26 protein-coding genes and 1 pseudogene are annotated in these 24,757 nt (G+C 56.9%); 8 read left to right on the forward strand and 19 right to left on the reverse strand.

Annotated features, from left to right (window positions below; all coding sequences use genetic code 11):
• Positions 1–52: 52 nt before the first annotated feature.
• Positions 53–403, forward strand: a complete 351-nt coding sequence (locus tag ASC75_RS07435) for a hypothetical protein (RefSeq protein ID WP_055972456.1) — start codon at positions 53–55, stop codon at positions 401–403.
• A 1,377-nt stretch (positions 404–1,780) separates the two neighbouring features.
• Here the strand turns inward: ASC75_RS07435 and ASC75_RS07445 are convergent.
• A complete protein-coding gene (locus ASC75_RS07445) occupies positions 1,781–1,990 on the reverse strand; it encodes a hypothetical protein (protein WP_156381148.1) in 210 nt (69 codons plus the stop codon).
• A 508-nt stretch (positions 1,991–2,498) separates the two neighbouring features.
• Between ASC75_RS07445 and ASC75_RS07450 the strand changes: the two genes are divergently transcribed.
• Positions 2,499–2,687 (forward strand): helix-turn-helix transcriptional regulator, encoded by a 189-nt coding sequence (locus ASC75_RS07450; RefSeq protein ID WP_156381149.1) that lies wholly within the window; start codon positions 2,499–2,501, stop codon positions 2,685–2,687.
• On the opposite strand, the gene ASC75_RS07455 is transcribed toward ASC75_RS07450, so the two are convergent.
• From ASC75_RS07455 to ASC75_RS26675, 7 genes are all read right to left on the reverse strand, one after another.
• On the reverse strand, positions 2,680–3,306 hold the full coding sequence (locus ASC75_RS07455; protein ID WP_055972468.1) for a hypothetical protein: 627 nt from the start codon (positions 3,304–3,306) through the stop codon (positions 2,680–2,682). The two genes, ASC75_RS07450 and ASC75_RS07455, sit on opposite strands and share 8 nt — an antisense overlap.
• Before the next feature lie 718 nt (positions 3,307–4,024).
• Positions 4,025–4,330, reverse strand: a complete 306-nt coding sequence (locus ASC75_RS07460) for a DUF1236 domain-containing protein (protein WP_055972471.1) — start codon at positions 4,328–4,330, stop codon at positions 4,025–4,027.
• A gap of 277 nt (positions 4,331–4,607) precedes the next feature.
• Positions 4,608–5,654, reverse strand: coding sequence for a glutathione synthetase (locus ASC75_RS07465; RefSeq protein WP_055972474.1), 1,047 nt, complete (start codon positions 5,652–5,654; stop codon positions 4,608–4,610).
• Between the two features lie 11 nt (positions 5,655–5,665).
• Complete coding sequence (locus ASC75_RS07470) at positions 5,666–7,534, reverse strand: flavohemoglobin expression-modulating QEGLA motif protein (RefSeq protein ID WP_055972477.1); 1,869 nt, start codon at positions 7,532–7,534, stop codon at positions 5,666–5,668.
• Positions 7,531–8,349: an N-formylglutamate amidohydrolase gene (locus tag ASC75_RS07475; RefSeq protein ID WP_055972681.1), complete on the reverse strand. Its 819-nt coding sequence runs from the start codon at positions 8,347–8,349 to the stop codon at positions 7,531–7,533. The genes ASC75_RS07470 and ASC75_RS07475 overlap by 4 nt, the downstream gene beginning before the upstream one ends.
• A 409-nt stretch (positions 8,350–8,758) precedes the next feature.
• Positions 8,759–8,950 carry a hypothetical protein gene (locus ASC75_RS26670; RefSeq protein ID WP_244487785.1) on the reverse strand — a complete coding sequence of 64 codons (192 nt, stop codon included), beginning with the start codon at positions 8,948–8,950 and terminating at the stop codon, positions 8,759–8,761.
• The gene (locus tag ASC75_RS26675; RefSeq protein ID WP_244487775.1) at positions 8,893–9,099 is read right to left on the reverse strand and encodes a PRC-barrel domain-containing protein; all 207 of its coding nucleotides are present in this window, start codon (positions 9,097–9,099) and stop codon (positions 8,893–8,895) included. The genes ASC75_RS26670 and ASC75_RS26675 overlap by 58 nt, the downstream gene beginning before the upstream one ends.
• Positions 9,100–9,345: 246 nt before the next feature.
• On the opposite strand from ASC75_RS26675, the gene ASC75_RS07480 reads away from it, so the two are divergent.
• The gene (locus tag ASC75_RS07480) at positions 9,346–9,579 is read left to right on the forward strand and encodes a DUF1344 domain-containing protein (protein ID WP_244487776.1); all 234 of its coding nucleotides are present in this window, start codon (positions 9,346–9,348) and stop codon (positions 9,577–9,579) included.
• A 188-nt stretch (positions 9,580–9,767) separates the two neighbouring features.
• Here the strand turns inward: ASC75_RS07480 and ASC75_RS07485 are convergent, their stop codons facing one another.
• Entirely contained in the window at positions 9,768–10,346 is a 579-nt protein-coding gene (locus ASC75_RS07485) for a peroxidase-related enzyme (protein ID WP_280137932.1), read from the reverse strand.
• 702 nt (positions 10,347–11,048) lie between these two features.
• Between ASC75_RS07485 and ASC75_RS25295 the strand changes: the two genes are divergently transcribed.
• The 4 genes from ASC75_RS25295 (at position 11,049) to ASC75_RS07500 (ending at position 14,322) form a co-directional block, all read left to right on the forward strand.
• Positions 11,049–11,636, forward strand: a complete 588-nt coding sequence (locus ASC75_RS25295; RefSeq protein WP_184117424.1) for a DNA-3-methyladenine glycosylase — start codon at positions 11,049–11,051, stop codon at positions 11,634–11,636.
• A 564-nt stretch (positions 11,637–12,200) separates the two neighbouring features.
• Entirely contained in the window at positions 12,201–13,232 is a 1,032-nt protein-coding gene (locus ASC75_RS07490; RefSeq protein ID WP_055972483.1) for a glycosyltransferase family 2 protein, read from the forward strand.
• On the forward strand, positions 13,232–13,924 hold the full coding sequence (locus ASC75_RS07495; protein WP_055972486.1) for a class I SAM-dependent methyltransferase: 693 nt from the start codon (positions 13,232–13,234) through the stop codon (positions 13,922–13,924). Before ASC75_RS07490 ends, ASC75_RS07495 begins: the two co-directional genes overlap by 1 nt.
• A 32-nt stretch (positions 13,925–13,956) precedes the next feature.
• A complete protein-coding gene (locus ASC75_RS07500) occupies positions 13,957–14,322 on the forward strand; it encodes a GtrA family protein (protein WP_055972489.1) in 366 nt (121 codons plus the stop codon).
• 602 nt (positions 14,323–14,924) lie between these two features.
• Here ASC75_RS07500 and ASC75_RS07505 read toward each other — a convergent pair.
• The gene (locus tag ASC75_RS07505) at positions 14,925–16,085 is read right to left on the reverse strand and encodes a hypothetical protein (RefSeq protein WP_244487777.1); all 1,161 of its coding nucleotides are present in this window, start codon (positions 16,083–16,085) and stop codon (positions 14,925–14,927) included.
• 894 nt (positions 16,086–16,979) lie between these two features.
• Positions 16,980–17,141 (reverse strand): Thivi_2564 family membrane protein, encoded by a 162-nt coding sequence (locus tag ASC75_RS26930; protein WP_156381151.1) that lies wholly within the window; start codon positions 17,139–17,141, stop codon positions 16,980–16,982.
• Between the two features lie 452 nt (positions 17,142–17,593).
• Between ASC75_RS26930 and ASC75_RS25305 the strand changes: the two are divergent.
• Positions 17,594–17,917 (forward strand): annotated as a pseudogene (locus ASC75_RS25305) (helix-turn-helix domain-containing protein); the annotation flags it as partial.
• Positions 17,918–17,960: 43 nt separating this feature from the next.
• Here the strand turns inward: ASC75_RS25305 and ASC75_RS07520 are convergent.
• From ASC75_RS07520 to ASC75_RS26680, 8 genes are all read right to left on the reverse strand, one after another.
• Entirely contained in the window at positions 17,961–18,434 is a 474-nt protein-coding gene (locus tag ASC75_RS07520; RefSeq protein WP_082496444.1) for an NUDIX domain-containing protein, read from the reverse strand.
• Positions 18,435–18,864: 430 nt separating this feature from the next.
• Positions 18,865–19,134: a helix-turn-helix domain-containing protein gene (locus tag ASC75_RS07525; protein WP_244487778.1), complete on the reverse strand. Its 270-nt coding sequence runs from the start codon at positions 19,132–19,134 to the stop codon at positions 18,865–18,867.
• 76 nt (positions 19,135–19,210) lie between these two features.
• Positions 19,211–20,086, reverse strand: coding sequence for a glycine betaine ABC transporter substrate-binding protein (locus ASC75_RS07530; protein ID WP_055972503.1), 876 nt, complete (start codon positions 20,084–20,086; stop codon positions 19,211–19,213).
• 70 nt (positions 20,087–20,156) lie between these two features.
• Complete coding sequence (locus tag ASC75_RS07535) at positions 20,157–21,041, reverse strand: proline/glycine betaine ABC transporter permease (protein ID WP_055972505.1); 885 nt, start codon at positions 21,039–21,041, stop codon at positions 20,157–20,159.
• Between the two features lie 23 nt (positions 21,042–21,064).
• Entirely contained in the window at positions 21,065–22,279 is a 1,215-nt protein-coding gene (gene proV, locus ASC75_RS07540; RefSeq protein WP_055972508.1) for a glycine betaine/L-proline ABC transporter ATP-binding protein ProV, read from the reverse strand.
• 371 nt (positions 22,280–22,650) lie between these two features.
• Positions 22,651–23,547: an NAD(P)/FAD-dependent oxidoreductase gene (locus ASC75_RS25310; protein ID WP_082496445.1), complete on the reverse strand. Its 897-nt coding sequence runs from the start codon at positions 23,545–23,547 to the stop codon at positions 22,651–22,653.
• 3 nt (positions 23,548–23,550) lie between these two features.
• Entirely contained in the window at positions 23,551–24,156 is a 606-nt protein-coding gene (locus ASC75_RS07550; protein ID WP_082496446.1) for a cysteine hydrolase, read from the reverse strand.
• Between the two features lie 55 nt (positions 24,157–24,211).
• Positions 24,212–24,745 (reverse strand): hypothetical protein, encoded by a 534-nt coding sequence (locus tag ASC75_RS26680; RefSeq protein WP_055972516.1) that lies wholly within the window; start codon positions 24,743–24,745, stop codon positions 24,212–24,214.
• Positions 24,746–24,757 lie beyond the last annotated feature (12 nt).

Here is a 24,757-nt window from a genome sequence, read left to right on the forward strand (position 1 = left end):
CGACAGCGAAGATGTCATTGCTGGCGAGGCGGGGCGTAAGGCGTTTGGGGTGATGGCTGAGAAACCGCGAGACATCCGCGTCGGGGATACGATAACGATTGAAGTCACGGTCGACCAACGCCTGGGAAATAGCCGGATGACCATCAGCGCGGATGCCCCGGACATCACCGGTGTAGACCGACGAGCCAGTCACGCAGGCGGCGGGGAGAGGTCTGAGATGAGCGACGAACCTACCGATCTGGCCCGCATCATTGCCATGATCGACAAGCTCAACGAGGCCGAGGCCCAGGCCGCGAACTGGCCGATGCTCAGATACCTGATCGATTCCGCATTGCCCGAGGCAACGCAGGAATTTCAAGCCATTGCCAGGCGGGAACTCGAACGAGCCGGCGGGTTGAACTGAAAGCGGCTACCAACTCAATAATCGATGAAAAGGCCTCAGAGCTCGCCGGCGCCCGCGCCCTCATCAAGCGGGACGCCGACCTCGAGCTTGGTTTTCTACGCCTTGATAGCTCGAACTGAACGGCTGCGGCGGCAGAACTGCGAGGAACGGCGGGCAATGCTGCAGTTTTTTGTCGGCACCCACAGGCCTTTCATCCCAATCCAGTTGAGCGAGGCGTGGCACCGCTGTCGACTATTCGCCGCCGCCGAGCGAATGGGCCTTGTAGGTATCGTTTAAAAGCGCCGTGCCAGCACCTGGGTGACGCGAATTCCCGCATGCCGAAACTTGGGTCGCAAGGCAGTTCCGGCGACAAGGCGCTGTCCCGGCTCGGTTGTGCTGCGAGTAAAGGTAAGGCACCTACGGTCAACAGAAGCTTCCGCGGTATCGGAGATCTAAGGACTGGCCTGGAAGCGGAGGTTTGGGACCGCGCGCCGATGCGCCGCAGGAAGAGAGGCCTGCGGGGAGGGACGGCAGGCCTCAATCTTCAGAGCGTGGGGCGGGTCGCTCCATCACATGGACGTGCTCGAAGACCTTCGGTCCCGGTCCCGGTCGCCTCTCAGACCAAAGGGCACATGCGGCAACACGCGGGCCCGACAGGGAGTTTGCGTGAGATATGCCAAGCGAATCGAGGGCGGGCCTTCGCGGAAAAGATAGGAGGCGTTCAATTCCTCGCTTGCCACAATTGAGCCCAAATCGATGCAACTAATGAGGGTGCTTCCTGACTTGCGGCATTTGGGAATGGCAACTCAATATGGAGTTTCCCCATGCCTATGTCGGCAACTTCAACCTTTGCTACTGGCATCATGATCTGCGGACTGTCCGTCGCCTCGCTGTACGCAAGCCAGAGCCCTGAGGCTCACCATCCAAGCGGCCTTCAGGGCCTTACCCCCGATTTCGAGAGTAAACTTGAGGTCGCCTACACCAAGCAGAGCAACAATGTCAGAAGCAACTGTTTTCCAGCTCAACTTATTGCTGTGCTGGCAAGCTTGCACCGAAGATTTGGAAAGCGGCCTGTGGTGACTTCAGGCTATCGTCCGAGGTCGGGTCGCTCCATGCACGCGAAGTGCAAGGCCGCCGATATCAGGATTATTGGTATCAAACCTGGCCAGATTGCCCGCTACGCTCGGGGGCTGAATGGAATAGGCGGCGTCGGAACCTACTGCAGCACGGGCATTGTCCACGTCGATGTAGGCCCTCGGCGCGACTGGCACCACTGCACGCGAACGAAGAAGGTTGCGTCGTTGTGGCACTGAGGTCTCTTTGGGGGTCGCCCAGTCCCCTGCTACCGCCGGCTTTCGTGATAAAGCATAGGTCTCGCTGTCTTGGAGGCTTCTCCATCTATCTGGAGAAGCCTTGTTCCAACTGCGGCAACTGCACTGTTCGAGTGGTCGGTGGTAAGACCGCAACCCCATCGGCCAGCAGTGCAATTAATGAAGAGGCAACTGCGAGGCCAACCAGCATCGCTACCACAAGCAATGCGCCCGCAATCCCAACGTGCCCTCTGGCAATCAGACGAAAACCGAACAACGAAATGTCAAACCTGTTCATCAATGCCTCCTCAGCTAATGAGGGCATTGTCCCGCACGAACGCGAAACGTGGAAAAGATTGCTGACACTTCCCGACAACTCGTCAGCGAAAATGGTCTCTGTGAGCAGTCCGACTCACTCAGGGGAAGCTATGCTGAGGCTGGTGCTGTTATAATCGGACGGCTCCAGCATGCCGATGGAAGTGGGCAGGGCGGCTTGCCGTCTCGCAAGCCCGCTATTCTCGTGGTTGACGCAAAGGGTAGTCCGACGCGGTCTACCCCTCATTGGCAGGTTCAGACCCTTGTCCAGACGTGGGAAGAGAGCCGGGCAGATTGGTTGGCCATCAGGGTGCTTTGCTTTCTAAGTCTTGCGCCAGCCAATCGGCGCGTCACGGCTCCATGGAAGTATTTCTCATACGGGTTTGCGTATGCGTTCGCGTAATACGCAAAAGCGTATTTTTCTATTCAATACGCAAAATCGTATATTGAACCTTTATACGTGAACTCGTTACTTGTTTGTGGAGGTCAACATGGCTGATCAGATTGCCCGCAGCGAAAAACAACTTGGCGCTATCCTGCGCCGGGCCCGCAAGCAAGCCGGCCTGACGCAAGGCACGAACGGTGACCACATCCATCTGCGCCAAGGCACTGTCTCCCGCCTTGAGGCTGGTGGGAAATTACCCGTTTCCATTTGCCGGATTTCCATCACCGTTATCTAAGCAATCCATCAAGGTCGAAGTCATCCCAACCTTCCAGCTTCGACAACCTAGCTTCTGGTGTCTTCATGGCGAAAGCCGCCGCGCGTTTGCGGGCTCGCGTAAGCGCAGCCTTTCCTGCGGCACGACGTCGGTTTTCGGAAGCGGTAGTGGCATCCTTCTCTCGCCACACGGAAACTAAGTCGCGATCGAGCACGTCCTCGATTTGCCGCGGATCGAACACGTGGAAGGTGATTTTCCGCGCGCGACCTTGCAGCTTAACTGTCCTGGTGCCGGCGCTCTGTAAGCGACCATCTTTCAGCCAGCGATGTCGTTCGGCCGCACTTATCGTCAGGATATCTTCGACTTCTCTAGGAATGACGGGTAGGTCTTCGACGGCCCGCAGCGTACCAGCAATGACCTTAATTACGTCGAGCCAGTCACCATCGCTTTCCTCCGGGACGAGAAGGACCAATTGCCCACTCTGCACATGAAGGAACTTTCGTGCCGCCAGCGGTAAGCGGGCCCGTACTTCAAGAAGAATGCCTCTAGCGCGCACTGCCGACCCGAGTGTGGCCGCCGTAGGCAGAACCCATTCTCCCACAAGCTTTATTGGGGTCTGTGTCTTCGGTCGTAAGGTCATTCCGCATCAGATAGGAGTTTCGACCGACTGATCCAGTGGCATGAGAGGGTCCGGTCGGACGAAAAAGGGCAGAGCTGTATCGGATTCCCAAAAGACGGGACTGCTCAGAGACCCTGATGCTCAAATGTGGCGTGGAACAAGACAATACCGAAGGAGCTAGTCGTGGCTAAGATGTTGCCGAGAAGTCCCAATGCGCCCTTCGCCCTGTGCAGAACACACCTCCTCGACAGCGACAGTAACGTCAGTCTCATGAACGACAAGCGCTGTCAGGGTCGGCACGCGAATAATGATAGCCGTCGTTGAGGCTGGGGCCACCTGCAGTATCACGGACTTGTCTGTACGTACGTGCGCTCGCTCATTGGCATCTCGCTAATGACCCCTATACCCCAATCACCGATCACCCGAAATCTCTACGAGATCACAAGCCACAAAATCATCGCGATGGCGGCGACGACCACTGTCCAGTAATACCAATCCTGCCAGGTCATTGGTGCGAGCGGACGCTTTGCGTTCCGCGCCTTCTGAGCGTGCACCATTTTACTCCAACCTAAATGAAATTTCATATAGAGAGTATCGTTTCACGAGCGGCTTCGGCAGCATGCTTCTGTTCCCAGCCCGTTAGTTCAAAAAGTAGGCGCCTGCCGCGAAGCAGGCACCTTTTAGGTCATGCACTGTAGCGGAGGCCCTGCTCTCGCGAGGTACCTACCCGCTTGGCTGGTTAGTCCATAATATAGACTACCTTGCGAGTCTGGGGATCGATCAGCACAGTCCGACCGTCCATGACGACATACTGATACTGATTTGGCATTGTGTTTTCGGCAAGTGCGCCGGGCTTGAGAATGTCAGGTACAATGGCTCCAACTACCAGTTCAAAGTTGGACGGACGTTCAACAACCACCGGATTCGTTTTCACATACTCGCGGACCACGACTTCCTGTTCCGGGGTAACAACGACTGTTTGGGCGGCAGCGAAAACGGTACCGGCAAACAAGATCGCTGTGGCAAGGGTGCTTCGGAAAATCATCTCAATAGCCTCTCGTTGGTTGCAGTGTAACAATCGACGTGGACCAAATCGGTTCCCTTACGTCGCGCCGAGGGGAAGCTGTTGGTCTAGAGCGCAAAGGTTTCCGCATCGCTGCTCCTGCGTGATTGACAGCATCCGCAGGGAGGCGGGCTCATCGGTGTCTTGGCAGACAATCATGCCGCCCTCGTGAGCTAACCCAAACGCTCAAGAACAGTTTTTCGCTCTGTGGGCGTTGAGGCCGCTGGCCGCGCAGTCGACCTAAGATCGCGCACCAGATTTATAGCGTGGACAAGCGGGCGTTCGAAATGGCCATTCCATACGCTTGGCGCAGTGCCAGTTTCTCTTCCAGTATGTCGATGACAGATGCACTAAAATCTGCCTTGTACATCGCTGCGAGCCTCGTCAGACCGCCTGGTGTAAAAACATTGATCTCGAGGAGTTTGTCACCGACGATATCCAGCCCGACGAGAAACATGCCATCCTGCACCAGTTTTGGGCGCACGGTCTCGGCCAGAGCCAGCATTTGGTTGGTCACCTTAACCTTGCGCGCAGTTCCAGCTGCATGGATGTTGGATCGGACATCCCCCTTTGCTGGAACCCGGCGGAAAGCGGCATAGCTGCCATCTCGCTCAAGTGGCCGGCCGTTAAGCAAAAACAGGCGCACGTCACCAGCTTTGGCCTCGGGAATGTAAGTCTGCGCGATCAGATAACCATCTCCGCTCGCCGCCTCGAAAATCTGGTTCAGATTTGAATCGTCCGGGGTCGCAATATGGAAGACATTCTTGCCACCGGATCCCTGAAGCGGTTTGACGATGCACCCTTTGGGCTGATCGTCTATGAACGCGCGAATTTCAGCAATGCTGCGGGAGATCAGCGTGGCGGGCCTGACAAGGGCAGGGAATGCCTGGAGGTAAAGCTTGTTCTGTGCCTGAGCGAGCCCGTCAGGATCATTGACCACCATTACTCCGTGTTGCGCGGCAAGTCGCCCAAACATAATGCCCGCATTGGCGGCCCATGGTCGTTCGCTCGCGTCGAGTGACGGGTCGTTTCGTAGAAACAGAATGTCGATGTCGCCTACAGCGAAGATCTTCTTCTGGGCGCTCGCCCCCTGCAAGGCGGCATAAAGCTTATCGGAGGTCCTGTAGGACGCACTTGGCAGAACCACACCGCTTACGGCTAAGCTATCGTCTGGACGCAAAATGAAGTCACCCGGTTCGACATAGATAACCGAATGCCCGCGTTGACTTGCGGTCAGCGCAAGCGTTGTCGTCGTGTAACCGGCAGTTTCTCTCTCAACGGAATTGACAAAGAAGGCAATGCGCATTGGAGCTCCTGTCATGTCGAAATCATGTCGATTGGATCCATCCCAGCCATCGCCTTCTTAAGGCGCGGCCGCGCCACTTGAGACGACAGGAATGCAGGTTCAAATCGAGGTGCACGAAGCAAGCCTCTGGTGCGGAGCTCTTCAATCGCGCCGAAATGGGCGGCCGAGATTTTGCCTACCCAAAAAGGCGTTAGGCTGCCACCGTTCCTAAGGTGATGGAGGACTTGTAGTACGCCGCGCAAATAGATGGCGTCTTTGGCAAGGCCACCACCTCGGAACACACGCAACACCACGTTGTAGGCGGCGGGGCAATCGAAACTGAAATCGTCTTTGAGTATCCTGAAAGTTTCTTCGAACGTAGCGCCATCGAGCATTGCTTGGCAGGCGAGAACCCTTGCCGCAATCAGCCTCAGCCGCGTTGCTGTCATGCCACCGACGAGATATTCCGCCAACACAGCGAGCCCTTCCTGCATGCCCTCATAACCCGCCAGGCCGTTACGGAGCATGGAAAGTCCCTGCGTCTCCCCGTTAAAATAGGTGAGCAAATGAACGCCGATCTCGTGACTTAACAGCGCCATCAGACGCTCGGGCGGGACAGAAGTATTCCGCGACACCAGAAGCCGGTTTCGAGATACCAAGAGACCAGCTGGCAAATCCGCGCGAATTTCCACGGACGCCTTGAAATCGGGGCAGGCAGCGCTGTATCGAGCAATCATTTCTCGCGCTGCTGCAGCGACGGCATCTGCGCTGAGACTTTTTGCTCCTGCCTTCCGCTTGGCGACAGCCACGTTGTTGAGAATTCTTCCTGCCCTTACGGCCAGGTCGGGCTCGACGTTTCCATAGAGGGCACGTCCCAATTCAGCAAAGCGTGAGGTTTCGCGGGACGCGAGCATCGACAATTGGAGATCAAGTTCTTGCTGTTTTTCGGAAAGAAGTCCGGCAAGAAGGGGATCCTCGAGATGATCGAGCGAAACCGAGTAGAGTTTTCGCTTCTCTGCGGAGACGTCGAAGGGGAGCGGCCGATAGAGTAGGGTCGGCATCCGTTGGAATCCGTTTGCCTCAAACTCCAGATACCCCTGCTCGGAATTGATTGGCGTCACCGCAAGCAGAAAGTCGAAGGCAGACGCTACCTTATCAATGTCGCGATCGGCTCGCGCGACTGCCTCGATAAACACACGCCGTCCCAGCGAACGATGGGTAGTCGGGGAGGGCAGCTTCGACGCCTCGAGGAAAGCGCTTACTGCCTGCAGCGTGGAATCCACAATGTTGCTCACAACAAGATCGCGCAAAGCCGGGTAGACGCCATTGTCGCCGGTCATCCGGTAGATCGGCGCAAAGCGGACGATGAGACATGGTATCTTTCCGAGAACGTCAGAAAGCTGCGGCCCTTGCCATTCGGCTAGGTTGAGGTCGCAGACACGCGGCGTCCGATATTTTACCTCTCGCTCAGCAGCCGCAGCAGCAAAACGTTTGAGTGCAGCCTTTTCCTGAGCGGTATTACCGGTTGCCAGAGCAATTTCGAATGGTGGGAGAAAAGGAGCATCGTCAGTCAGGAACCTGTCTATGCTCAACTCTCCGATGTCGATGATCAGGAATGCTCCGCACTGTCGAAACATTTTCATCGCAACCAATCGAGCCACTTGACTAGCGAGCCTGGGATGGGGGGCGATCAAATAAGAGGCGTTGGCAGAGGCGGCATCGAACGCAGCTGTGTGGTCTGATCCTATATAGACGCATAGAAAGGGCAAAGGCCGATCTATGTGTAACCGGCCGCCATCGGCAAATTCATGGCGTATTGGCCTGCCCTGTTTGAGCAGGGCGTCGATATCGGCTTCTACTGGTGCTAGCGTAGGGTCTGGAGCGGCCAGCTTTGGATTCATTCCATCCCTCGCAGAGCCGCCTCTAAGACCGGCACTGTCGACGCAAGCATGGCGCGTAATTTGCCCAAAATTGCTTGGTCAGGCTTACCACTCCACTCATCCATGAAGATTTTCTTGAACTCGACCGCAATCGCGCATCCGGTTTGAGGAAAATTGGCGTGCACGAAGCGCGCTTGCTCGCCTTTGCCCTGAAACGACACATTCTCGCGAACGTCTATCCGCTCTCCGTTGAGGCGATGGCCCCGCAAGGTCTCGATGAAGGGATCAAGTATTGGCGCCCAGCGCTTCCGGTCCATCGAGAAAGTTCCGATGTTGATGTCAGGCGCTTCCTCTTGCGGTGCAGCCTGCGCGTCCGGCCCATTTCGGCGATGATTGTAGCTGTGGACATCGACCAGAACGAATCTGCCAAAACGTTCCTCTACATCCATCAATGCGCGCTTCAAAGCGCAGTAGTAAGCATCATGAAAGGCATGAACATCGCTTATCAGCGCAAGAGAAGGTTTCTTCCGCCAGACATTCAGGCCCCAGGATTGGTCTGGCGACAGATAAATCGCAGCCTCCCGCGCGCGGTTCAGGTCTACCTGGAACCGCGACTGATGAACGACGATCTGGGTGGGAAAATCTAGGATAAAGAGGTCGGTAAAGGGATCTTCCTCCCTCAGCCGGTCGGCATCGGCAAGCGACATCAGCGATTGGTAAGCTTCTCTCACCTCCGAACCGCTGTGAATAGCAGTTCCAACTACTGGTGAATCTCCCAGCTTGATGGTCCATCCGCTCGGTGACCCCACCGGGTCTATCGTAGAAGTCTTGTCCACGACATTCAAATGCACGGAAGACTGGACGGTTCCCATTTGCAGGAATGGTGCTTGACGCGAGGACGGGTCGTGAAGCGATGCGGCGCATGTCACCGGCCGACGAATGTGCGAGTGAGGGCTTCTTTGTAAGGGATTCTTGCCATTTAGCTGCTATCCCGACCCCGCAGCGTTCAGGTGGTTGTATTCGTATCCAGGCCCCTTGTTGTGTCCGGCCAACTAGCAGGGGATCGACGGTGGCGACGAATGTCGAGTTTGAGAACGTCAAGGGCGCGCTGTAGGGCGGTTCGGCTAAGACTTGGAACAAATCTTCCTGCAAACTGAGATGAGCTGACGCTTGCGAGCGGCCCACTCGCTCGTAGCCGAGCACATTACTAAGCTCATGCTAGTTGCCTGAACCTAGGGCAAGTTTTCACCAATCGGGTTGCGCTCCGTAATATCCATATATCTGTCGAGTGTTGCGTTCGGACCAATCGAATTCACTGGCTGAGATGTATCGAGGGGCTTTTTCAAGTTGCTCTTTTGTGATGTCGAGTTTGAAGCCAGCTACTTTTTCGTCATAAGACAGCTTGGCCCAAGGCACAGGATAGTGTTCGTCTGCCAAGCCAAGGAAGCCTCCAAAAATGAGGACCACGTGAACACGCGGCCTCCAGTTCGGGTCAACACCAAGCTCTCAACCGAGCCGATCCGGACGCCAGGCAGATCGTAAACCTTTGTGCCGATGACGTTACTGCTGTCGATCACATCGTGCATTTCCAGGTCCTTTTAAAGAACGAACATGGAGCCGCAACGTGTCTTGAAACGAGGAGTTCCGAGGTCGAACCAACTTTTCCAACGGTGCAATATTGATACCCGCTTGGGTGGTGAAGCGAATGGACGTTCCCAGCGGTGGTCATGTTGCGTCGTTGGCAGGACAGGCTTTTTGCAACCATGAAGTTCCTCTGGCGTTGATGACACTGGGCGGGTTCAGCGAAGGAGAAAATGATGAGGAAAATTTGCATGGCACTCGGTGCCTTAGCCCTCATGAACAGCGCCGCGTTCGCCACCACAAAAGACGGTGTAGTGAGCGAATTCATCCCGGAAACAAAGGTTATCACCTTGGAGGACGGAAGTAGTTTTACCGTGCCCCCCGATGTTGCCATACCATCAGGCATAGTTCCCGGTGCCAAGGTTTCAATTACCACCGATGACGATGATGCAACCAAGGTAACCGGAGTCACGCTGTCCCCATAGGCGACTGCTGGTGATCTAATCCAATGCGCCGCTCGGTTAGCGTCGAGCGGGCCTTGGGTAATGCGAAAACGCTGGACGAATCCTGATTTCACTGCGCTTGAAATCCTCGCCATCAAGCGGTTCAGTTCAAGCCTTAAGTCGACTCGCCACGCCTCCGGACTTGGTGCGAGCCTGTCGCAACGGGTCCGCTAGTCACGTCCCATTGAGTAGAACTCTCGGTTCGGTCGCAAGCTGGTGACATTCGCCAGACGGTTTGAGAGACCGAAGAAGGCGGCAATCGCGGCTATGTCCCAGGCATCTTCCTCGTTGAAGCCATGCTCTTTAAGTTTCTCAAAATCAGCATCGCCGACCAGTTGCGCGGACTGGCTCACCATTGTGGCAAAGTCGAGCATCGCCTTCTGTCTTTTAGTGACGTCGGCCTTACGGTAGTTAGTTGCAACTTGGTCAGCAATCAGTGGGTTCTTTGCCCGGATGCGCAGAATAGCACCATGGGCGACCACGCAGTATTGGCATTGGTTCAAACTGGACGTAGCCACAACGATCATCTCACGTTCGGCCTTCGTAAGGTTGCCGGGCTTGTCCATCAACGCATCATGGTAAGCGAAAAAGGCCCGAAACTCCTTTGGTCGGTTGGCCAGTACCAGAAATACATTGGGGATGAAGCCTGACTTTTCTTGCACCGCCGCGATACGCTCCCGTATGTCAATTGGCATATCGGCGAGACTGGGAACGGGGAAGCGACTAACGGGAAGGTCGTTGGGGGACAATTTGGTTCTCCTTGAATTCGCGACTTGGTGGCAAGGCTTGGAGAGTGGCATAACACGCGGCGGCGTCCATAGCGGTTGTCGTCCTCGGCGCCTCCCGAGCTAGTCAATGGTGCGTGGCTCATCGCGACAATCTGCCTGGTAATCGCGGATAAACTCACCAGACGCCTTGAGGCTACTTCTGATGTAAATTTCTCAACAAATTCTCCGGCCAGTTTTCGGGCTGTTGCATCAATTAATCTCGACCCCAACTGCCGATTTTCTGCCTGGGCCATCTTTGGGTTCGAGGACAAGGATATTTCCAAGCAGGCCTCCACACGGTGCGGGCTATGAGCCAGCGTTGGTGGGGTTTTTTCCGTTATTGCACCAAAAATATCTGGCCGGAACCTATGGGCAGGGTACTGGTTGTTTCCTGATGCGTGTCGAATTCGATCAGCCCGTAGTGGTCGCCCTGGGCAAGCCGGGAACTTCAAGGAAGGTCACCACGGTCATGGAGGCCATCTATTGTATTCGGCATGAGAAGTGGCCGCGAGCGCCGGGAGCAATTTTACGAAATGCCTGCCGCCTCTTGGATGAAGCGAGAATGGGCAACGTTGCGCCGAGCGAGGCAAGAAAGGCGTTCTCAGATGCTGCCGAGGAAGCAAACATACTTGTGAATAGGTCGTAGAGCGTGGCGTCCCCAAAATACCGCTATGGAGGTCCGTTATTTCAAGTTTCGTCCAGTCCACGTACTTCTGGGATCGCGCGCCTGACGCCGTTGCGCTTGCACTCATTGGATCTCGGTTCTGCATTGAAGGTGTGGGAGGCATGATAGTTGAAACAGAGGCCTACTCCGCAGATGATCCAGCCTCGCACAGTTTTGGCGGCGAAACGCGTCGGAATGCGGCTATGTTCGGCCCCCCTGGACATGCTTACGTGTATCGGTCTTACGGGCTCCATTGGTGCCTGAATTTCGTTTGCCAGCGCGGCAGTGCCGTTTTGCTACGTGCCCTTGAACCACTTTATGGCGTCAATCGCATGGTTGAACGCCGCAACGTGACCCAACTTCACCTGCTTTGCTCCGGACCAGGGCGTCTCTGCCAGGCTCTGGGGGTCGACGCTTCCTATGACGGGATCTCCCTCTTTGACGAGCGTTTTGCTTTCGAGCCTTCCGTCTCGGACATGCCTGTCGCATCTGGCGTTCGGATCGGCATTTCGAGAGCAACTGACAAAGCTTGGCGCTTCGGGTTTGCCAACTCGCCCTATCTGAGCAAGCCCATTGGAGAACTCAGCCCTGGCAAGAGACGGATCTAGTTCAAGAGCATTGCGAGTTCAGCAAGCGGTCGGCATTTGGGGACACAAAGATTGGACGATGCTATCGCAGCGATAGTCACCAAGCTCGCGATACCGATCGCCGCCCCCAAGGCTGCTACTCGGGTCTCCTTAGCATCGTGCCGGCGCACTCCTCTCAAGGCTGCTTGAACAAAAGTCCAGAGCAGGTAGAGAGTTGATGTCAAAGCTAGAGCAAACATCGTCGCCACAAACCAGCCTTTCAGATAGCCCTATCGGCAACGATGAATGGCCAAAGCTGGTTCCATATCTGAAACGGACAGGCTTTGAGGCAACCCGGCTTAATCCTTCAAGACACGCTTACAGCAGCAGAATTGCGAACCCCTAAGAGCATTGTCCTTTTGTCGTTCTTGACCACGGATCTTGAGGGGTACGTACGGGTCCATTCCTGCCAAACACTTGCATTCTGGCCTGGCTATCTCTTGGCAGCGGAGGTTCATGGGATTGTTCGTGGCCAAGTCAAGATCCCGCATAACTATTTCTCCATGACATTGGGAACCTTCTGCCACCTGCGCGATTGTGAGTTTCATGCGAAACGATGCCATTGGATTGGTGCGTCAAAGGCGCAAGGCACCGCGCTATTCGTTTGTAATACCGGTTTACAACGAAGAAGAGGTTCTGCCGCTCCTTGTAGACCGGATGAAGGATTTGTTTGTCCGCCTGGATGGTGATGCCGAAGCAATCTTCATAGACGACGGCAGCACCGATGGGAGCGTCGATTGCCTGGGTCGGCTTGGTGCCGGTGATGCCCGATTCAGATTGGTGGAATTGTCGCGCAACTTTGGTCATCAGATGGCAATTACCGCCGGTATGGACGCTGCCGCCGGGGAAGCAGTCATCGTAATGGATGCTGATCTCCAAGATCCTCCAGAGGTAGTGCTCGAACTGATCGCGAAGTGGCGCGACGGTTACGAGATCGTCTATGCACGCCGCGTTCGCCGCGATGGCGAAACCTGGTTCAAGCGCTCGACCGCCAGTCTCTTTTACTGGCTCCTTGCAAGGGTCACCAAGATCGACATTCCTCGCGACGTCGGCGACTTTCGACTGGTTGGCCGCAAGGCGCTTGAGACATTCCGGGACATGCCCGAGCATGACCGGTTCGTACGGGGGATGTTTGCCTGGATGGGGTTCAAGCAGACCGCCGTCTCCTTCGAGCGCCCACCGAGAGCCCGTGGCGAGACCAAATACCCGTTCTGGAAGATGGCGCATCTGGCTGTCCATGGGATCGTAAGCTTCTCTGACACCCCTCTGCGCATGGCCTTATGGGGTGGGTTGACTGTGTCGCTTCTGGCGCTGGGGTACGGCGTCTACGCCATGCTGGCGTGGGCCCTCGAAGCGGGAATCGCTCAGGGTTGGACTTCGACGATCGTGGTCGTCTCCTTCCTGTGCGGTATCAACCTCTTCATGACCGGCGTGGTCGGGCTTTACGTCGGTGGAATATACTCCGAGGTTAAGCGGCGGCCGCTTTATGTGGTTTCCAAGACGACAAGTTTTGGCGACATGCATCCTACGGGCAAGGAGGCTGGTCTCGGCGCGGTAGTCAGCCGGAGAACTGGTTGATGGCCGAGCTCTTTGATCGATACGGCCCGCGGTATGGAGAAGTTGTCGCCCGTTCAATCAGCTTTTCGGGCCTGGGTCATGACTTCTTTCTGGTAGCCAAGGCCAGACTCCTCGCGCGAGAGGTCGACGTGCGCGGCTTGAGGGCGACCGGCAAGCCTCTAGGCGCGCTCGACATCGGGTGCGGAGTGGGAGCGCTCCATTCCCACCTGACGCATGTCTTTGACAGTTTGCATGGCTGCGACCTTTCGGAAGCCTCGATTGACCGCGCCCGTAAAGATCATCCACATAACGCTTATGACCTCTGCATGCCGGCTCGCCTGCCATACGCAGACGGGTCGTTTGATTTTGCCTTTGCGAGCTGTGTGCTGCACCACGTGCAGCCAGAAACCTGGGCGTCGTTCATCGATGAGATGCGGCGGGTCGTGCGGCCAGGCGGCATAGCGTGTCTGATCGAGCATAACCCCTACAATCCCTTGACCCGTCTCGCCGTGCTGCGTTGCCCATTCGACGAAGATGCCGTGCTTCTTAACGCGCGCAAGGCCAAGGCACTGTTTCGCGATGCGGGGCTTTCAGAGATCACGACACAGCATTTTTTGCTATTCCCCAGCGATAGACCTCTTGCATCCCGGCTGGAAACGGCGCTGGCAGCCTTTCCTCTCGGCGCGCAATATGCCTGTAGCGGCCGCGTTTGAAGGGCGCCCTGGTGCGCACAGCAGCAAGCCCCATGGCGAAATTTGGCGCCGTTGGCATCTCCGCCACCTTGGTCTACGCCGGTCTGGCGTTTATTTTTGCCGGCGTTCAAGATCTCTCGGCAATTGCCGCGTCACTGCTCGCATATGGATGCGCCGCTATCTATTCCTACTTCGCACACAAGACGGTGACCTTCATGTCTAGAGGCCGACACACGCGCGAAGGTCCGCGCTTCGTGATCGCCACCGCCATAGGCTTCGCTATCGCCAGTCTCATTCCCTTTGTTCTGGTTCAGGGGTTCGGAATGAATGAGGTCTTGTCGATCATCACTGTCTCCGCAACCGTCCCGGCGATCAATTGGGTGGTATTGAGCCGGTGGGTATTTGTTGACCGAGACTAGCGAAGTCCAGGCGAAATGAAGTCAGCTTGATCGCTCGTTTGTAGATCGCACTCGCAGATCTCGTCGGAGGAATGGCGTCAGGATAGCTCAGGTCAAGCTCGAGGGTCGGACCTTTAACGAGAGCAGAATCCGGCACGTCCAATGAAACCGACCTTATGTCGGGGCCGATCAAGGTGGTGGCGTGAGTTGGTATGCCGTTGATCGAGAAAAACACCCGCTGTCGGTCTTGGGGAGGACGCAGGACGGGGGCGATTTCAAGGGTTGCCCTGATAGGGGACCTGGCATTCGTGAGCCTGACGCGCAATCGGGAACTTTCGCCAAGTGAGTGTGTCCCGTCACCCGCTGGTCCTGACCAGCCGCACACCTTGAAATCTTTCGCGCGCTTGGCACCATCACGACGAAACGAAACGATCTCCCCAATCGAATAGTCGGCGGAAACCCCTCTGTTCAGACAAGTTGTCGTGCCGTCGATGTAAAAGGCGCGATAGTCGCTATCTACGTTGGGTAGGAGTGCCGCGGCGAGGATGCCTGCCTCTACGACTGCCAGCGAGATGGCAAGCGCATATGTTGCTGCTCCCATCAAACTCGGACTGACGAATTGTTCAGACCAACGCAAGATGGCCCCCTATCCACGCCTGGGTGACCAGATAGCAGCTCGCCAGCAACAGCAGCAGCACGACGATGAAGACATCCGTCCTGATTGACAATATTTGCGCACCAAGCAGCAAGATGGGCGCTAGTCCTCCCACATATCGGACGATCGACGCGAGATTGGTGAAGAGTGGAAGGACGATGCATAACGTGCAGAACAGTGCAGCCCCATATTGTCGACGCCAGGCAAGTAATACGCACATGAAGAGCCCACCAACCGCGACAAGGGCGCTCCATTGCGGAGGGCTAGGTATCCACCCTTCTGCCGGGACAGCAGAAAGGCCTTCCCACAAGAACAGAATGGGATTGCCCGCGACCCTCCCGAAAGCTCGCTGCACATGGCCGAAAGCGAGGCCGTCGCCGACGGTAACCCGAAGGTAGAGCATATAGGCAAACAAGCCGGCCGGTGAAATTAAGATGGCGACCAGAATCTGGGGTTTGCCAAGAATCCAGTACGCAAATGGCTTTCCCGGTCTTTGCAACCGGTAGTCTTGATAGATCTTCAGAAGCGAGGCGAGCACAATGAACACACCAACCAATCGCGTCGCAGACAACAGGGCGGAAAAGGCACCCGCAGCCAGATAATTGCTGCGCTTCAGAGCTAGAAGGACACAAGACGTCAGAAGTAGAAAAAGAGGTTCGGTGAGGACGCTCGTGAAATGAAACGAAAGCGGCCCGCTAAGTACATAGGCACACAGAAGTGCATAAGCCCTGGAATCTTTGCCGAGAAGCGGCCAGGCAACCAGACAGGCGGCGCAGGCAAGGACTGTTGATGTCAGGACTGCCGCCGAAAGTATTTCCAGCTGGAACACGGTTCCAACGGTTCTCACCATGAGCGGATAGAGGGGAAAGAAAGCCCAGCGTCCCACATTAGTCTGGTTGGCGGTAGGGTAACCGTCATAGCCGTCTGTTGCTATTCGCACGTACCAAGAGCAGTCCCACCGACAAAGAGACTGCAGATAGTCTGCGAAGGAAGGCGTGTGACCAAACGAGTATGCGCCGTATCGCAAGCCGTATCCGATGACCAAGAATGCCAGAGGCATGGCGATAACTATCGCCAGATCTCGATGCCGACTTCGGTTCTTCAACTTCACCGCCGGTTCGGTTGTCACGAATTTGTCTCGCTTAAGGTGACAGGATGCTGCGGTTGCGCGACCCTACCGAGCACCATCGTAAATCGTTGAGCGCGGTGCTTGTTCCGTCCGTGTCATCGCCCTAAGAAGAATGAACATATTTCCCTTCCTGATGATTATCCTTCAGGAGGTGTTGAACCATGAGATGCGTCAGAGTTGCAGTTGTGATATCTGCCCTGGTTCTCGGCCACGCGTGTGATAACCAGCAACAGCGATGAGCGCATTCGCAGACACGGTGAACAGGGAAGGGGTGACCCCAAACGTTCCTTCGGACAAGGAACCGGAACCCGCAAACGGGTGCGGCAGGAATCCCAGACTAACCCGCCTAACTAACGAAAATTGTGAAGCTTTCATCGTTTAGATCGCTATATCGGGTGCTAGTGCGGCCTCAATTTTTTTCGAGCTAACGTTCGAAGCTACCTGCCGTATCATGACGGCCGCCCTCGGTGCTCCGCCGCCAATGCTTTGGGCCGGGCTGCCGTTCTCAGCATCAGTACCAATGGCGTCGTTGGTCTGATCCCTGTGTGAGAATACAACCCAGCACGAACCCAACCACGCCGCCAACTATCATCGCTGATGAGATAGTGCCGGGGTTTGTCCGCACGGTTTCGGAGACAGTCTGAGCCTGGCTCCGGAGGGCCTGGGTCGCTTTGGATGCGCGATCGCTCGCACTATCTAGCCATCCGGCCGCAGATGCGGCGGCTTCCTCGGCTCGTTCTGTCAAGACCCGATTGATCTTGGCGATCTCGCGCCTCATCTGAGCTACCTGCTTTTCCAAAGCTTCCTGCGCCTCATGCTGGTTTGCCTTGTTTGTGTTGTCTGAAGGATTACCGGTGGCCATAGGGGAGCCTTTCATCTTGGGCTTTGCAACGTTTAGAAAACGGCGAGGTGCCTGAGGAGGGACACGATGCCAATGATTATGACGATGACCTGAGCTATCTGCTTAGTGCGGCCGTCCAACGGCAGCCGATTGACTAGCCAAAGAACCAGAACAACTACAAGGAAAGTAATTAGAATTCCGATCAACACGCCCATGCCTGCTTGCCTGTCATCCTGGTGATAGATGAAGGAGTAACGAGTGGTGGCGCCTACGGTTCCAGCCTCGCAGCCAGTCCTTTGCAGCATCGTTCACTGGCGCCCAGTGAGAGGAGCGGTGAGCGCGCCAAAACAAAATCACTGCGGAAATCTGCGACGGGCGTTGAACACGAAGCTCGGTGGCGAGGCGGTGTGCTACGCATAAAGAATCGGTCAACCCGGCAAATGCCTGAGCTTTGGCCTCACCGGCAAGCCTTGCCTGACTGATAGCCCATGTTCGGCGAGTGGCAACGGAATAGTTCCATAACATAACTTATGCGGCAAATGTCTGTAGCGGCTATATAGAGATGCGACAGTTGAGCAATTTAGAGATGCGACCCGACTTTCACAGCTCCGACGCTCGCCAACCCGAAGCTGGAAAGGAAGGTTGATGGCTTCAGCCTGGAGCCGTCATGCCTTGTCTCATCACCTTGTCGCAAGAAGAACTGCACCGCCTCGAAGCCATCCAGAAAGTCCGCGATCGGCGACTGAGTGTCGTTCAGGCGGCTGAGCTGTTGAATCTCAGCCGAAGTCAGGTGCACCGTCTGCTACAGAGCTATGATCAGGACGGCGCCGGCGGCCTGGCCTCGAAGCGGCGCGGCCGGCCAAGCAATCGACGTCATACCGAGGATTTTCGGAACGCTGCGCTCGACCTGGTGCGTGACCAATATGTCGATATCGGCCCGACCCTAGCGGCCGAGAAGCTGGCGTCGAACCATGGTCTGACGGTATCACGTCTGGCTGCAGCGGAATGAGCAGTGGCGCCATGGTCGCAATCGATTAATTGGCCATCTGAACGATGTGTCGTTTACTCAAATAACTACCGTCGGCGACAGCGTCGCGGACGGCGATGGGTCGCACATCGGCTTGACCGAACAGCGAAAGGGGTAGCCAATCCTGTCTCAGGTGGTTTTCTCGGCTTTCGACATCAAATCGATCCAAGCTAACAAGGAAATAGTGCTCCGCCTGCTGAACTAGGTTCTCATTGTATCGAAAATGGTTCTCGACACAGAACAGGTAGTGAGCTTCGACCACTCTCGCATTGGTCTCCTCCTCGAACTCCTTCCTCAGTCGGGTCTCGAAGGTATCTCCAACCTCATACTCTCCGCCGATAAACGCGTAGCATGATGTCGGATCATCGGCGGGTCTTTGGACCAAAACCGCACTCTGCTCCACGACGATTCCCGCAATTCTAATTCTTGGGATTTGCCTAGACGCAAAAGCTTGAAAGAACTGGTCCTGCGAAAAAACCACTACCTACCTCCATGGGTCTCCTCGGGAGCCCGCCCGTCCATACCGCAATCAGGATGAGAAAGCTAAAGCCCAGTGGAGTTTGACTGGATCGCCCCCGGTCGGGCTCCGCAACGCTAACCAGCTCCACCCGGCCGGCAGCTTATGTCTGCGTATTACGCAAATATTTTGTTTGCAGATGCAGGCTTAAACGATAGTATGGTGTCGTGTTTCTAAGTTTACTGTTTGTCTCATCTTTAAGTTGCCGTGACAACCCATGTAGATCGGTGGGTTGTAGCTTGAAGTGCGACGTCACGACCGAAGATTTAGCCTAGAACTCAACATTCTGCACCGCTCGGACATCGTCAGAGAGCGGAAGCGCCAATCCTACGACCGTGGCTGGGCCAACGCCCAAGGTTACATATCTGAACACGTCGCGGTTCGACAATTTCTACTAGATCTGGTTTGGACCCTTGCCCTGCCCGTGAATCAGCCAAGTAATACTAATCTGCAGAACACCAGCGAGCATGCCGAGACGATCGGAGCGTGGCTCCGCTCGATCATTTTCCCAGTTGTTCCACGTCTCTGCCATCACTCCCGTAACCGCGGAAGCTTCTGCAATTGACAGACCGCGGGAGTCTCGTGCCAGCGATATCCGGCCGCCAAGCGTGTCGTCGGCAATCTCGGGCGCGAGGAGCATGGAAATGGAGTGGTCTCTGGACATGTGCGTTCCCTCATCGGCGATGGGAAGTCCTCGCGAGCGTTCTCGCGAGGACCAAAGATTATAGCAATGCGCGATGTCAGCCTTCGTCGGCGGCGAGCCACGCTTTGACCTGGTCGGGATGGTCAGCGATGTACTTGTCGACCGCCTTTTCATAGGAGGTCTCCTGCGCGTCGAACATTGCCGCCTCGAGGTCTCCGATCGGCAGCTTGATGCGCGACAGGAAGGCCGCGACTTCAGGATTGTCCGTCGGGAAATCCTTGCGGGCGATGACATCGACATGCTCCGCCTTGCCAAGCGAGCCCTTGGAGTCGTCGATGTAACGAAGTTCGTACTTGCCGAACATCCAGTGCGGGCTCCACGACGTGGCGACGAACCATTCCTGCTTGCGCACCGCCCGGTCGATGGTGGTCAGCATGCCGGCTTCACTGGAGATCTGCAGCTTGTAGCCGTCCAGCGCGTAGTCCTTGAGCGCCTGCTCGGAAAGGCGGATAAGGCCGGCGCCGGGATCGATACCCTCGACACGGCCCTTCAGCTTCTCCTTCACATCGGACTTCTTGAGGTCCTCGATGGAGGCGATGGCGTCCTCGGGCACGTATTTGGGCACCACCCAGCCGAGCTTTGCGCCATCATAGACGGTACCCAGCGTCGTTACCTTGTCCTTCACCTTGGCGAAGTAGTCGGCGTGGGTCTCCGGCAGCCAGGCCATCATCATGGCGTCGATGTCGCCGCGGCTGACGCCCTGATAGAGCGGCGCCACGTCGGTCTGAACCAGTTCGACCTCGTGGCCGAGTTTGTCCTTGATGAGCTTGGCGGCAAGCTTTGTCACGAATTCGGCGTCTGACCAGGCCGCCCAGCCGAGCTTCACCGGCGCCTTGTCTTCAGCCAGCGCCGAGACGAAGGAGCCGGCAATAATCCCGGCTGCCAAGCCCATGGTAGCGAGTGTCTTGAACATTTTTGCTCCTTTTTTGAGGTTCGCATTCGGCGGACTGGACACCGCCTTCTTTCAGCACAGCGGGCGCGCCTCAGGCCGTGACGGCTGAGGCAGTGGGCAGCTGCGCCTGACGGCGGAAAAGAAGGCGGCAGAAACCGGCGCGTTCCTTTCCGAGGCTCTGGGTGATCCGGTCGAGGATCACCGCGAGAATGACGACCGCGATTCCGCCCTCGAATCCGGTGCCGACATCGAGGCGCTGGATGCCGGTGAGCACCGTGTTGCCGATGCCGCCCGCGCCGATCATCGAGGCGATCACCACCATCGACAGCGACAGCATTATCGTCTGGTTGATGCCGGTCATGATGGAGGGCAGCGCATTGGGGAGCTGCACCTTGAAGAGCAGTTGGGAGGCCGTGCAGCCGAAGGCGTTGCCCGCCTCGATGAATTCGACATGCACCTGCCTGATGCCGAGGTTGGTCAGGCGAACGACCGGAGGCATGGAGAAAATGACGGTCGCAATGGTGCCCGGCACCGCGCCTAGGCCGAAGAACATGGCGGCGGGGATCAGGTAGACGAAGGCCGGCATGGTCTGCATGAGGTCGAGGATTGGACGAACGATCGCTGCCACGCGGTCGCTGCGCGCCATGGCGATGCCGAGCGGCAGGCCGATCAGCATGGCGACGAGCGTCGAGGCCAGCACCAGCGACAGCGTCTCCATCATGGCGGACCACAGGCCCATATGATCGACGAGCCAAAGGGAAGCGGCGGTGAAGAGCGCAAAGCCGAAGCCGACGCGCCAGAGCGAGAGCAAGACGAAGATCGCGATGCCAAGCGTCATCGGCGTCGCAAGCAGGACCGTCTGAATGCCATTCGTCACCGCGCCGATGACCGCCGCGATCAGATCCAGCAGCGGCGAGAAATTGTCGAGTATGTAGTTGACGGCGCTGTCGACGCCGTCGCCGATATCGAAAGTCATGGATTGTCTCCGAATGAGCTCGATCAGGCGGTGCGGTCGAGCGTTTCGAGCAGCGTGGATTTGCTGATCGAGCCGAGATAGCGGTTCGCCTCGTCGATCACCGGAACCGGAAAGGCGCTGGCCGCGACCTTGCCGAGAACGTTCGAAAGGCTTTCCGCCGCCGGGATGGGCTCGATGTCTTTCAGGAAGGCGCGCCGGTAGGGATCGCTTGCACCGTCTCGCGTGGTTTCGATCAGCGAATTGCGGCTGACCATGCCGTGATAGGTCTTGTCACGGCCGAGGATGATGGCGATGTCGCGATCGTAGTGCTCCATGCGTTCCAGCGCCGCGGCAGCAGACACGCCCTGCCGGTCGATGATCGTCACCTGCGTCTTGCGGGCGATGTCGCCGGCGCGGAAGACCTGCGAGACGTCGACGTTGCGGAAGAAGGAGCGCACATAGTCGTTGGCGGGCTTGAGCACGATCTCGTCGGGCGTGCCGACCTGCACGACCTCGCCGTTCTGCATGATGCAGATCCGGTCGCCGATCCGCATGGCCTCGTCGATGTCGTGGCTGACGAAGACGATGGTGCGGCTGTGCTCTGATTGGAGGCGGACCAGTTCGTCCTGCATCTCCGTCCGGATGAGGGGGTCGAGCGCCGAAAAGGCCTCGTCCATCAAGAGCACGGTCGGCTCTCCCGCCAGAGCGCGGGCAAGGCCAACGCGCTGTTTCATCCCGCCAGAAAGCTGATCGGGACGGCTGTCGTCATAGCCTTCCAGACCCACGGCTTGCAGGACGGTTCGGGCGCGCCGCTTTCGCTCGGCCTCTTCCATGCCGGCGATTTCAAGCCCGAAGGCGGCATTGTCGATGACGCTGCGGTTGGGCAGCAGCGCGAAGGACTGGAAAACCATGCTGACGTCGTTGCGGCGGAGCGCGACCAGCTCGCTGCGCGACATCTGCGCCACGTCGCGGCCTGCGATCTCGATTGCACCGCTGGTCGGTTCGATCAGCCGGTTGATGAGGCGCAGCATGGTGGATTTGCCGGACCCCGACAGGCCCATGATGACGAAGATTTCGCCGGCGCTGATGTCGAAGGATGCATCGTTGACGGCGATCGTGCAGCCGGTCGCAGCATGGATTTCCGGCTTTGTCCTGCCTGCCTTCAGCAGCTCCAGGGCTCTCTCCGGTTGGTCGCCGAAAATCTTGAAGACATCTTTGATACTGATCTTGACCGTTGGGTCGCTCTCAGTTGTTGCCATATTCCGTTGGGCCCGGCTCCGGGAGCGGGACACTCTCCTTTGTTAGCTTGTGCTGAAGCAATCAGCGTGGAACGACGGTCATTTGAGCTAGGTGACGCAATTACGCATTCACGATAGCATGTCGTATTTTGGACATGATATGGCATGCCGATGCAGACTTGTCTATTAAAATGGAATGAAATTCCACCAAAGGCAAAAAAATCCCAATTATTATGGAATGATTTACCGGCCCGGTCTTGACGCGAGAAATTGCTCGACCACACGTCGGATCGATTTGCCGCCCACTGACAGATCGTAATATCTGCCATGCCGACGGCGTGCATGGGAATATCGCTCAGGCCGTCAGGCACTGAACGATATCGTCGGCCTCATCATAGGACTGGACGATCCAGGTAGCGGTGGATGTCGCTTGCGGCGATTGCGGCATGTCCGAACGCAACTGACAGCTGATTAAGTTCGTTGACGACATCTCCAGCGGCATACATTCCGGGAACAGCCGTCCGTTGTCGAGCGTCGGTGACAAGATTTCCAAGTTCGTCGCATTCGGCACCTAAGTCAGCAGCGACGCGAGAATTTATCGTGGCTCCCATGGCGGGATAGATAGCGTCGAAAACGCGCCTTTCGCCCCCGATGAGGCGTACTGACACCCCGTCGTCGGTAGCACGGATCGAAGCGGGATTGGCAACAGCAATGTCAAGTCCTGCAGCGGCAGCACGACCCTCATTATCAAGAGTTCCTGTCGCCAGGATCGAAATCTTCCGCGTGTACGGTTGCAGGAATTCTGCTTTGGCTACTGCATTGGCTGAAGGTCCGATTACAGCAAGCGATCTGTCGATTGTTTCGAAAGCATCGCACACTGGACATATCCTGATGCGGCCCCGCGTGATCAACATATCCAGCTCAGGAATATCGGGGAGGACATCGACCACTCCGGTTGCGATCAGTATAGCGCGGGCCCGAACGTTCGTGGGCTTCGCGGAGAATGTGCCTCGACTGCAGAACAGCTGAGTGACATATCCTTCGAGAAACCGAACGTTGTAGCGGCTCGCCTGCCTCCGCAGCCGGCCCAGCAGAGCTGGGCCAGAGATGCCATCAGGAAAACCGGGACAATTGCGGGTCAGGGGAATGAGCTTTGCACGACTTTGACCAGAATCGATCACAAGCACCTTTCGCCGAAATCGTCCGAGGTAGGTGGCAGCAAGCAAACCAGCAGGGCCTCCTCCCACGATCAGACAATCGTATAGTTTCGCCTTGCTGTTCGCGACCATTAACTACCGCCATCCCTCCAGCACTTCCCGCATGGTGGCGATCTCGACCTGTTCACTGAACCGGGCGTTATACAGTTCCATGAGAGCATCGTGCGTCTTGTCGGAAGAACTGCATAATGCGTCCGTCACCAGCACGACCCGGAAACCCCGATCGATCGCACCCAGGACCGTCGCCAGAACGCAGACGTCGGTTTCTCCGCCCGTGATGACGAGCGTGTCGAACTGCGAAGTCAGCAGCTCATCGAGACGCCCCTCCGTCCACGGCGAGTAGACGTGCTTGTCGAGTACGCGAGCAGGAGGAACGAGGCGCTCAAGCGTGGGCAGCAGCCTTACGAAGCTTGGGTCCATGTGGGCCAGGGTGACTTCAGCCCAACGGCGGTAGTAGCGCGCCCACGTGCCTGGTCCATTGCCCGGACGGGCGGCGGGAACGAAGCGCGTGAACAAGGTTTGCCGTTCGTGCCTGCCAGCAAGCTCTTCAATCGCCGGCAGCACTTTTTGTGCCCAAGGTACGGCCCAAGGGCCGCCTGGTGCAAACAGCCGCTGCATGTCGACGCAAACATGCAAACAATTCTGCCCTAGCTGACCATGTGCAAGCCCCTGGGCCGCCATTATCGCCCCCCCGGTATCCGACCGACAGAAGCAGCCTCTCTCACCCTACAAGCCGTCACGATCCGTCCGCTTTCTGATCAGCCGTCTGACGAGCTGCGTTCGCCTGTTGGACGTCGACGACTGCTAGAAGATTGCCGTCGTCGTCGTAAATGCGGATGAGCCAGTCCGGGAGTGCACCCGCGCTTAGGTCAAGGTCTGCCAGCAGCTCTACCGCACACCGAAGCGCCTCCTCACGAGCGGCATTCAAACTCGGCATTCTCGAGGGAGGAACTCGCCGAACGCCATCACCGTCGCGGTACTCAAAGATATAGATCCCGCCGCTTTGATCCGTCGCTTCCGTTACGCTGACCTGATCAAAGTTGCCGTTGCTTCGAGCGTCATACTCATTGACGGAAACATCGAATGTGGCGGTCTGCACGAGCACGGCCTTCGCACGCTTTATTGCTGCGTCTTCGTCGAGCGCGAGTGCGTCAACGTCGGCCATGTCGACAATGACACATTCACCCCCCTCACCCTTAAACATCACTCGCACAATGGGATGCTCTTCGGTCGAGAGATCTTGTTCGATTTCCGTACGGATGATTTGCATGATCGGCTCCCG

It is taken from the genome of Aminobacter sp. DSM 101952, assembly GCF_001424795.1.
Taxonomy (GTDB): Bacteria; Pseudomonadota; Alphaproteobacteria; order Rhizobiales; family Rhizobiaceae; genus Aminobacter; species Aminobacter aganoensis.

Coding starts and splice junctions, on each gene's coding strand:
- proV (WP_055972508.1), bottom strand. CDS start 22,279: ATGGCAACAACTGAGAGCGACCCAACGGTCAAGATCAGTATCAAAGAT.
- ASC75_RS07550 (WP_082496446.1), bottom strand. CDS start 24,156: ATGGCGGCCCAGGGGCTTGCACATGGTCAGCTAGGGCAGAATTGTTTG.
- ASC75_RS07495 (WP_055972486.1), top strand. CDS start 13,232: ATGGCCGAGCTCTTTGATCGATACGGCCCGCGGTATGGAGAAGTTGTC.
- ASC75_RS07460 (WP_055972471.1), bottom strand. CDS start 4,330: ATGATTTTCCGAAGCACCCTTGCCACAGCGATCTTGTTTGCCGGTACC.
- ASC75_RS07500 (WP_055972489.1), top strand. CDS start 13,957: ATGGCGAAATTTGGCGCCGTTGGCATCTCCGCCACCTTGGTCTACGCC.
- ASC75_RS07465 (WP_055972474.1), bottom strand. CDS start 5,654: ATGCGCATTGCCTTCTTTGTCAATTCCGTTGAGAGAGAAACTGCCGGT.
- ASC75_RS26930 (WP_156381151.1), bottom strand. CDS start 17,141: ATGGGCGTGTTGATCGGAATTCTAATTACTTTCCTTGTAGTTGTTCTG.
- ASC75_RS07525 (WP_244487778.1), bottom strand. CDS start 19,134: ATGTCCAGAGACCACTCCATTTCCATGCTCCTCGCGCCCGAGATTGCC.
- ASC75_RS26675 (WP_244487775.1), bottom strand. CDS start 9,099: ATGCACGATGTGATCGACAGCAGTAACGTCATCGGCACAAAGGTTTAC.
- ASC75_RS07480 (WP_244487776.1), top strand. CDS start 9,346: ATGGCACTCGGTGCCTTAGCCCTCATGAACAGCGCCGCGTTCGCCACC.
- ASC75_RS07435 (WP_055972456.1), top strand. CDS start 53: ATGGCTGAGAAACCGCGAGACATCCGCGTCGGGGATACGATAACGATT.
- ASC75_RS26680 (WP_055972516.1), bottom strand. CDS start 24,745: ATGCAAATCATCCGTACGGAAATCGAACAAGATCTCTCGACCGAAGAG.
- ASC75_RS07535 (WP_055972505.1), bottom strand. CDS start 21,041: ATGACTTTCGATATCGGCGACGGCGTCGACAGCGCCGTCAACTACATA.
- ASC75_RS07445 (WP_156381148.1), bottom strand. CDS start 1,990: ATGAACAGGTTTGACATTTCGTTGTTCGGTTTTCGTCTGATTGCCAGA.
- ASC75_RS07490 (WP_055972483.1), top strand. CDS start 12,201: ATGCGAAACGATGCCATTGGATTGGTGCGTCAAAGGCGCAAGGCACCG.
- ASC75_RS07470 (WP_055972477.1), bottom strand. CDS start 7,534: ATGAATCCAAAGCTGGCCGCTCCAGACCCTACGCTAGCACCAGTAGAA.
- ASC75_RS07530 (WP_055972503.1), bottom strand. CDS start 20,086: ATGTTCAAGACACTCGCTACCATGGGCTTGGCAGCCGGGATTATTGCC.
- ASC75_RS07450 (WP_156381149.1), top strand. CDS start 2,499: ATGGCTGATCAGATTGCCCGCAGCGAAAAACAACTTGGCGCTATCCTG.
- ASC75_RS07455 (WP_055972468.1), bottom strand. CDS start 3,306: ATGACCTTACGACCGAAGACACAGACCCCAATAAAGCTTGTGGGAGAA.
- ASC75_RS25310 (WP_082496445.1), bottom strand. CDS start 23,547: ATGGTCGCGAACAGCAAGGCGAAACTATACGATTGTCTGATCGTGGGA.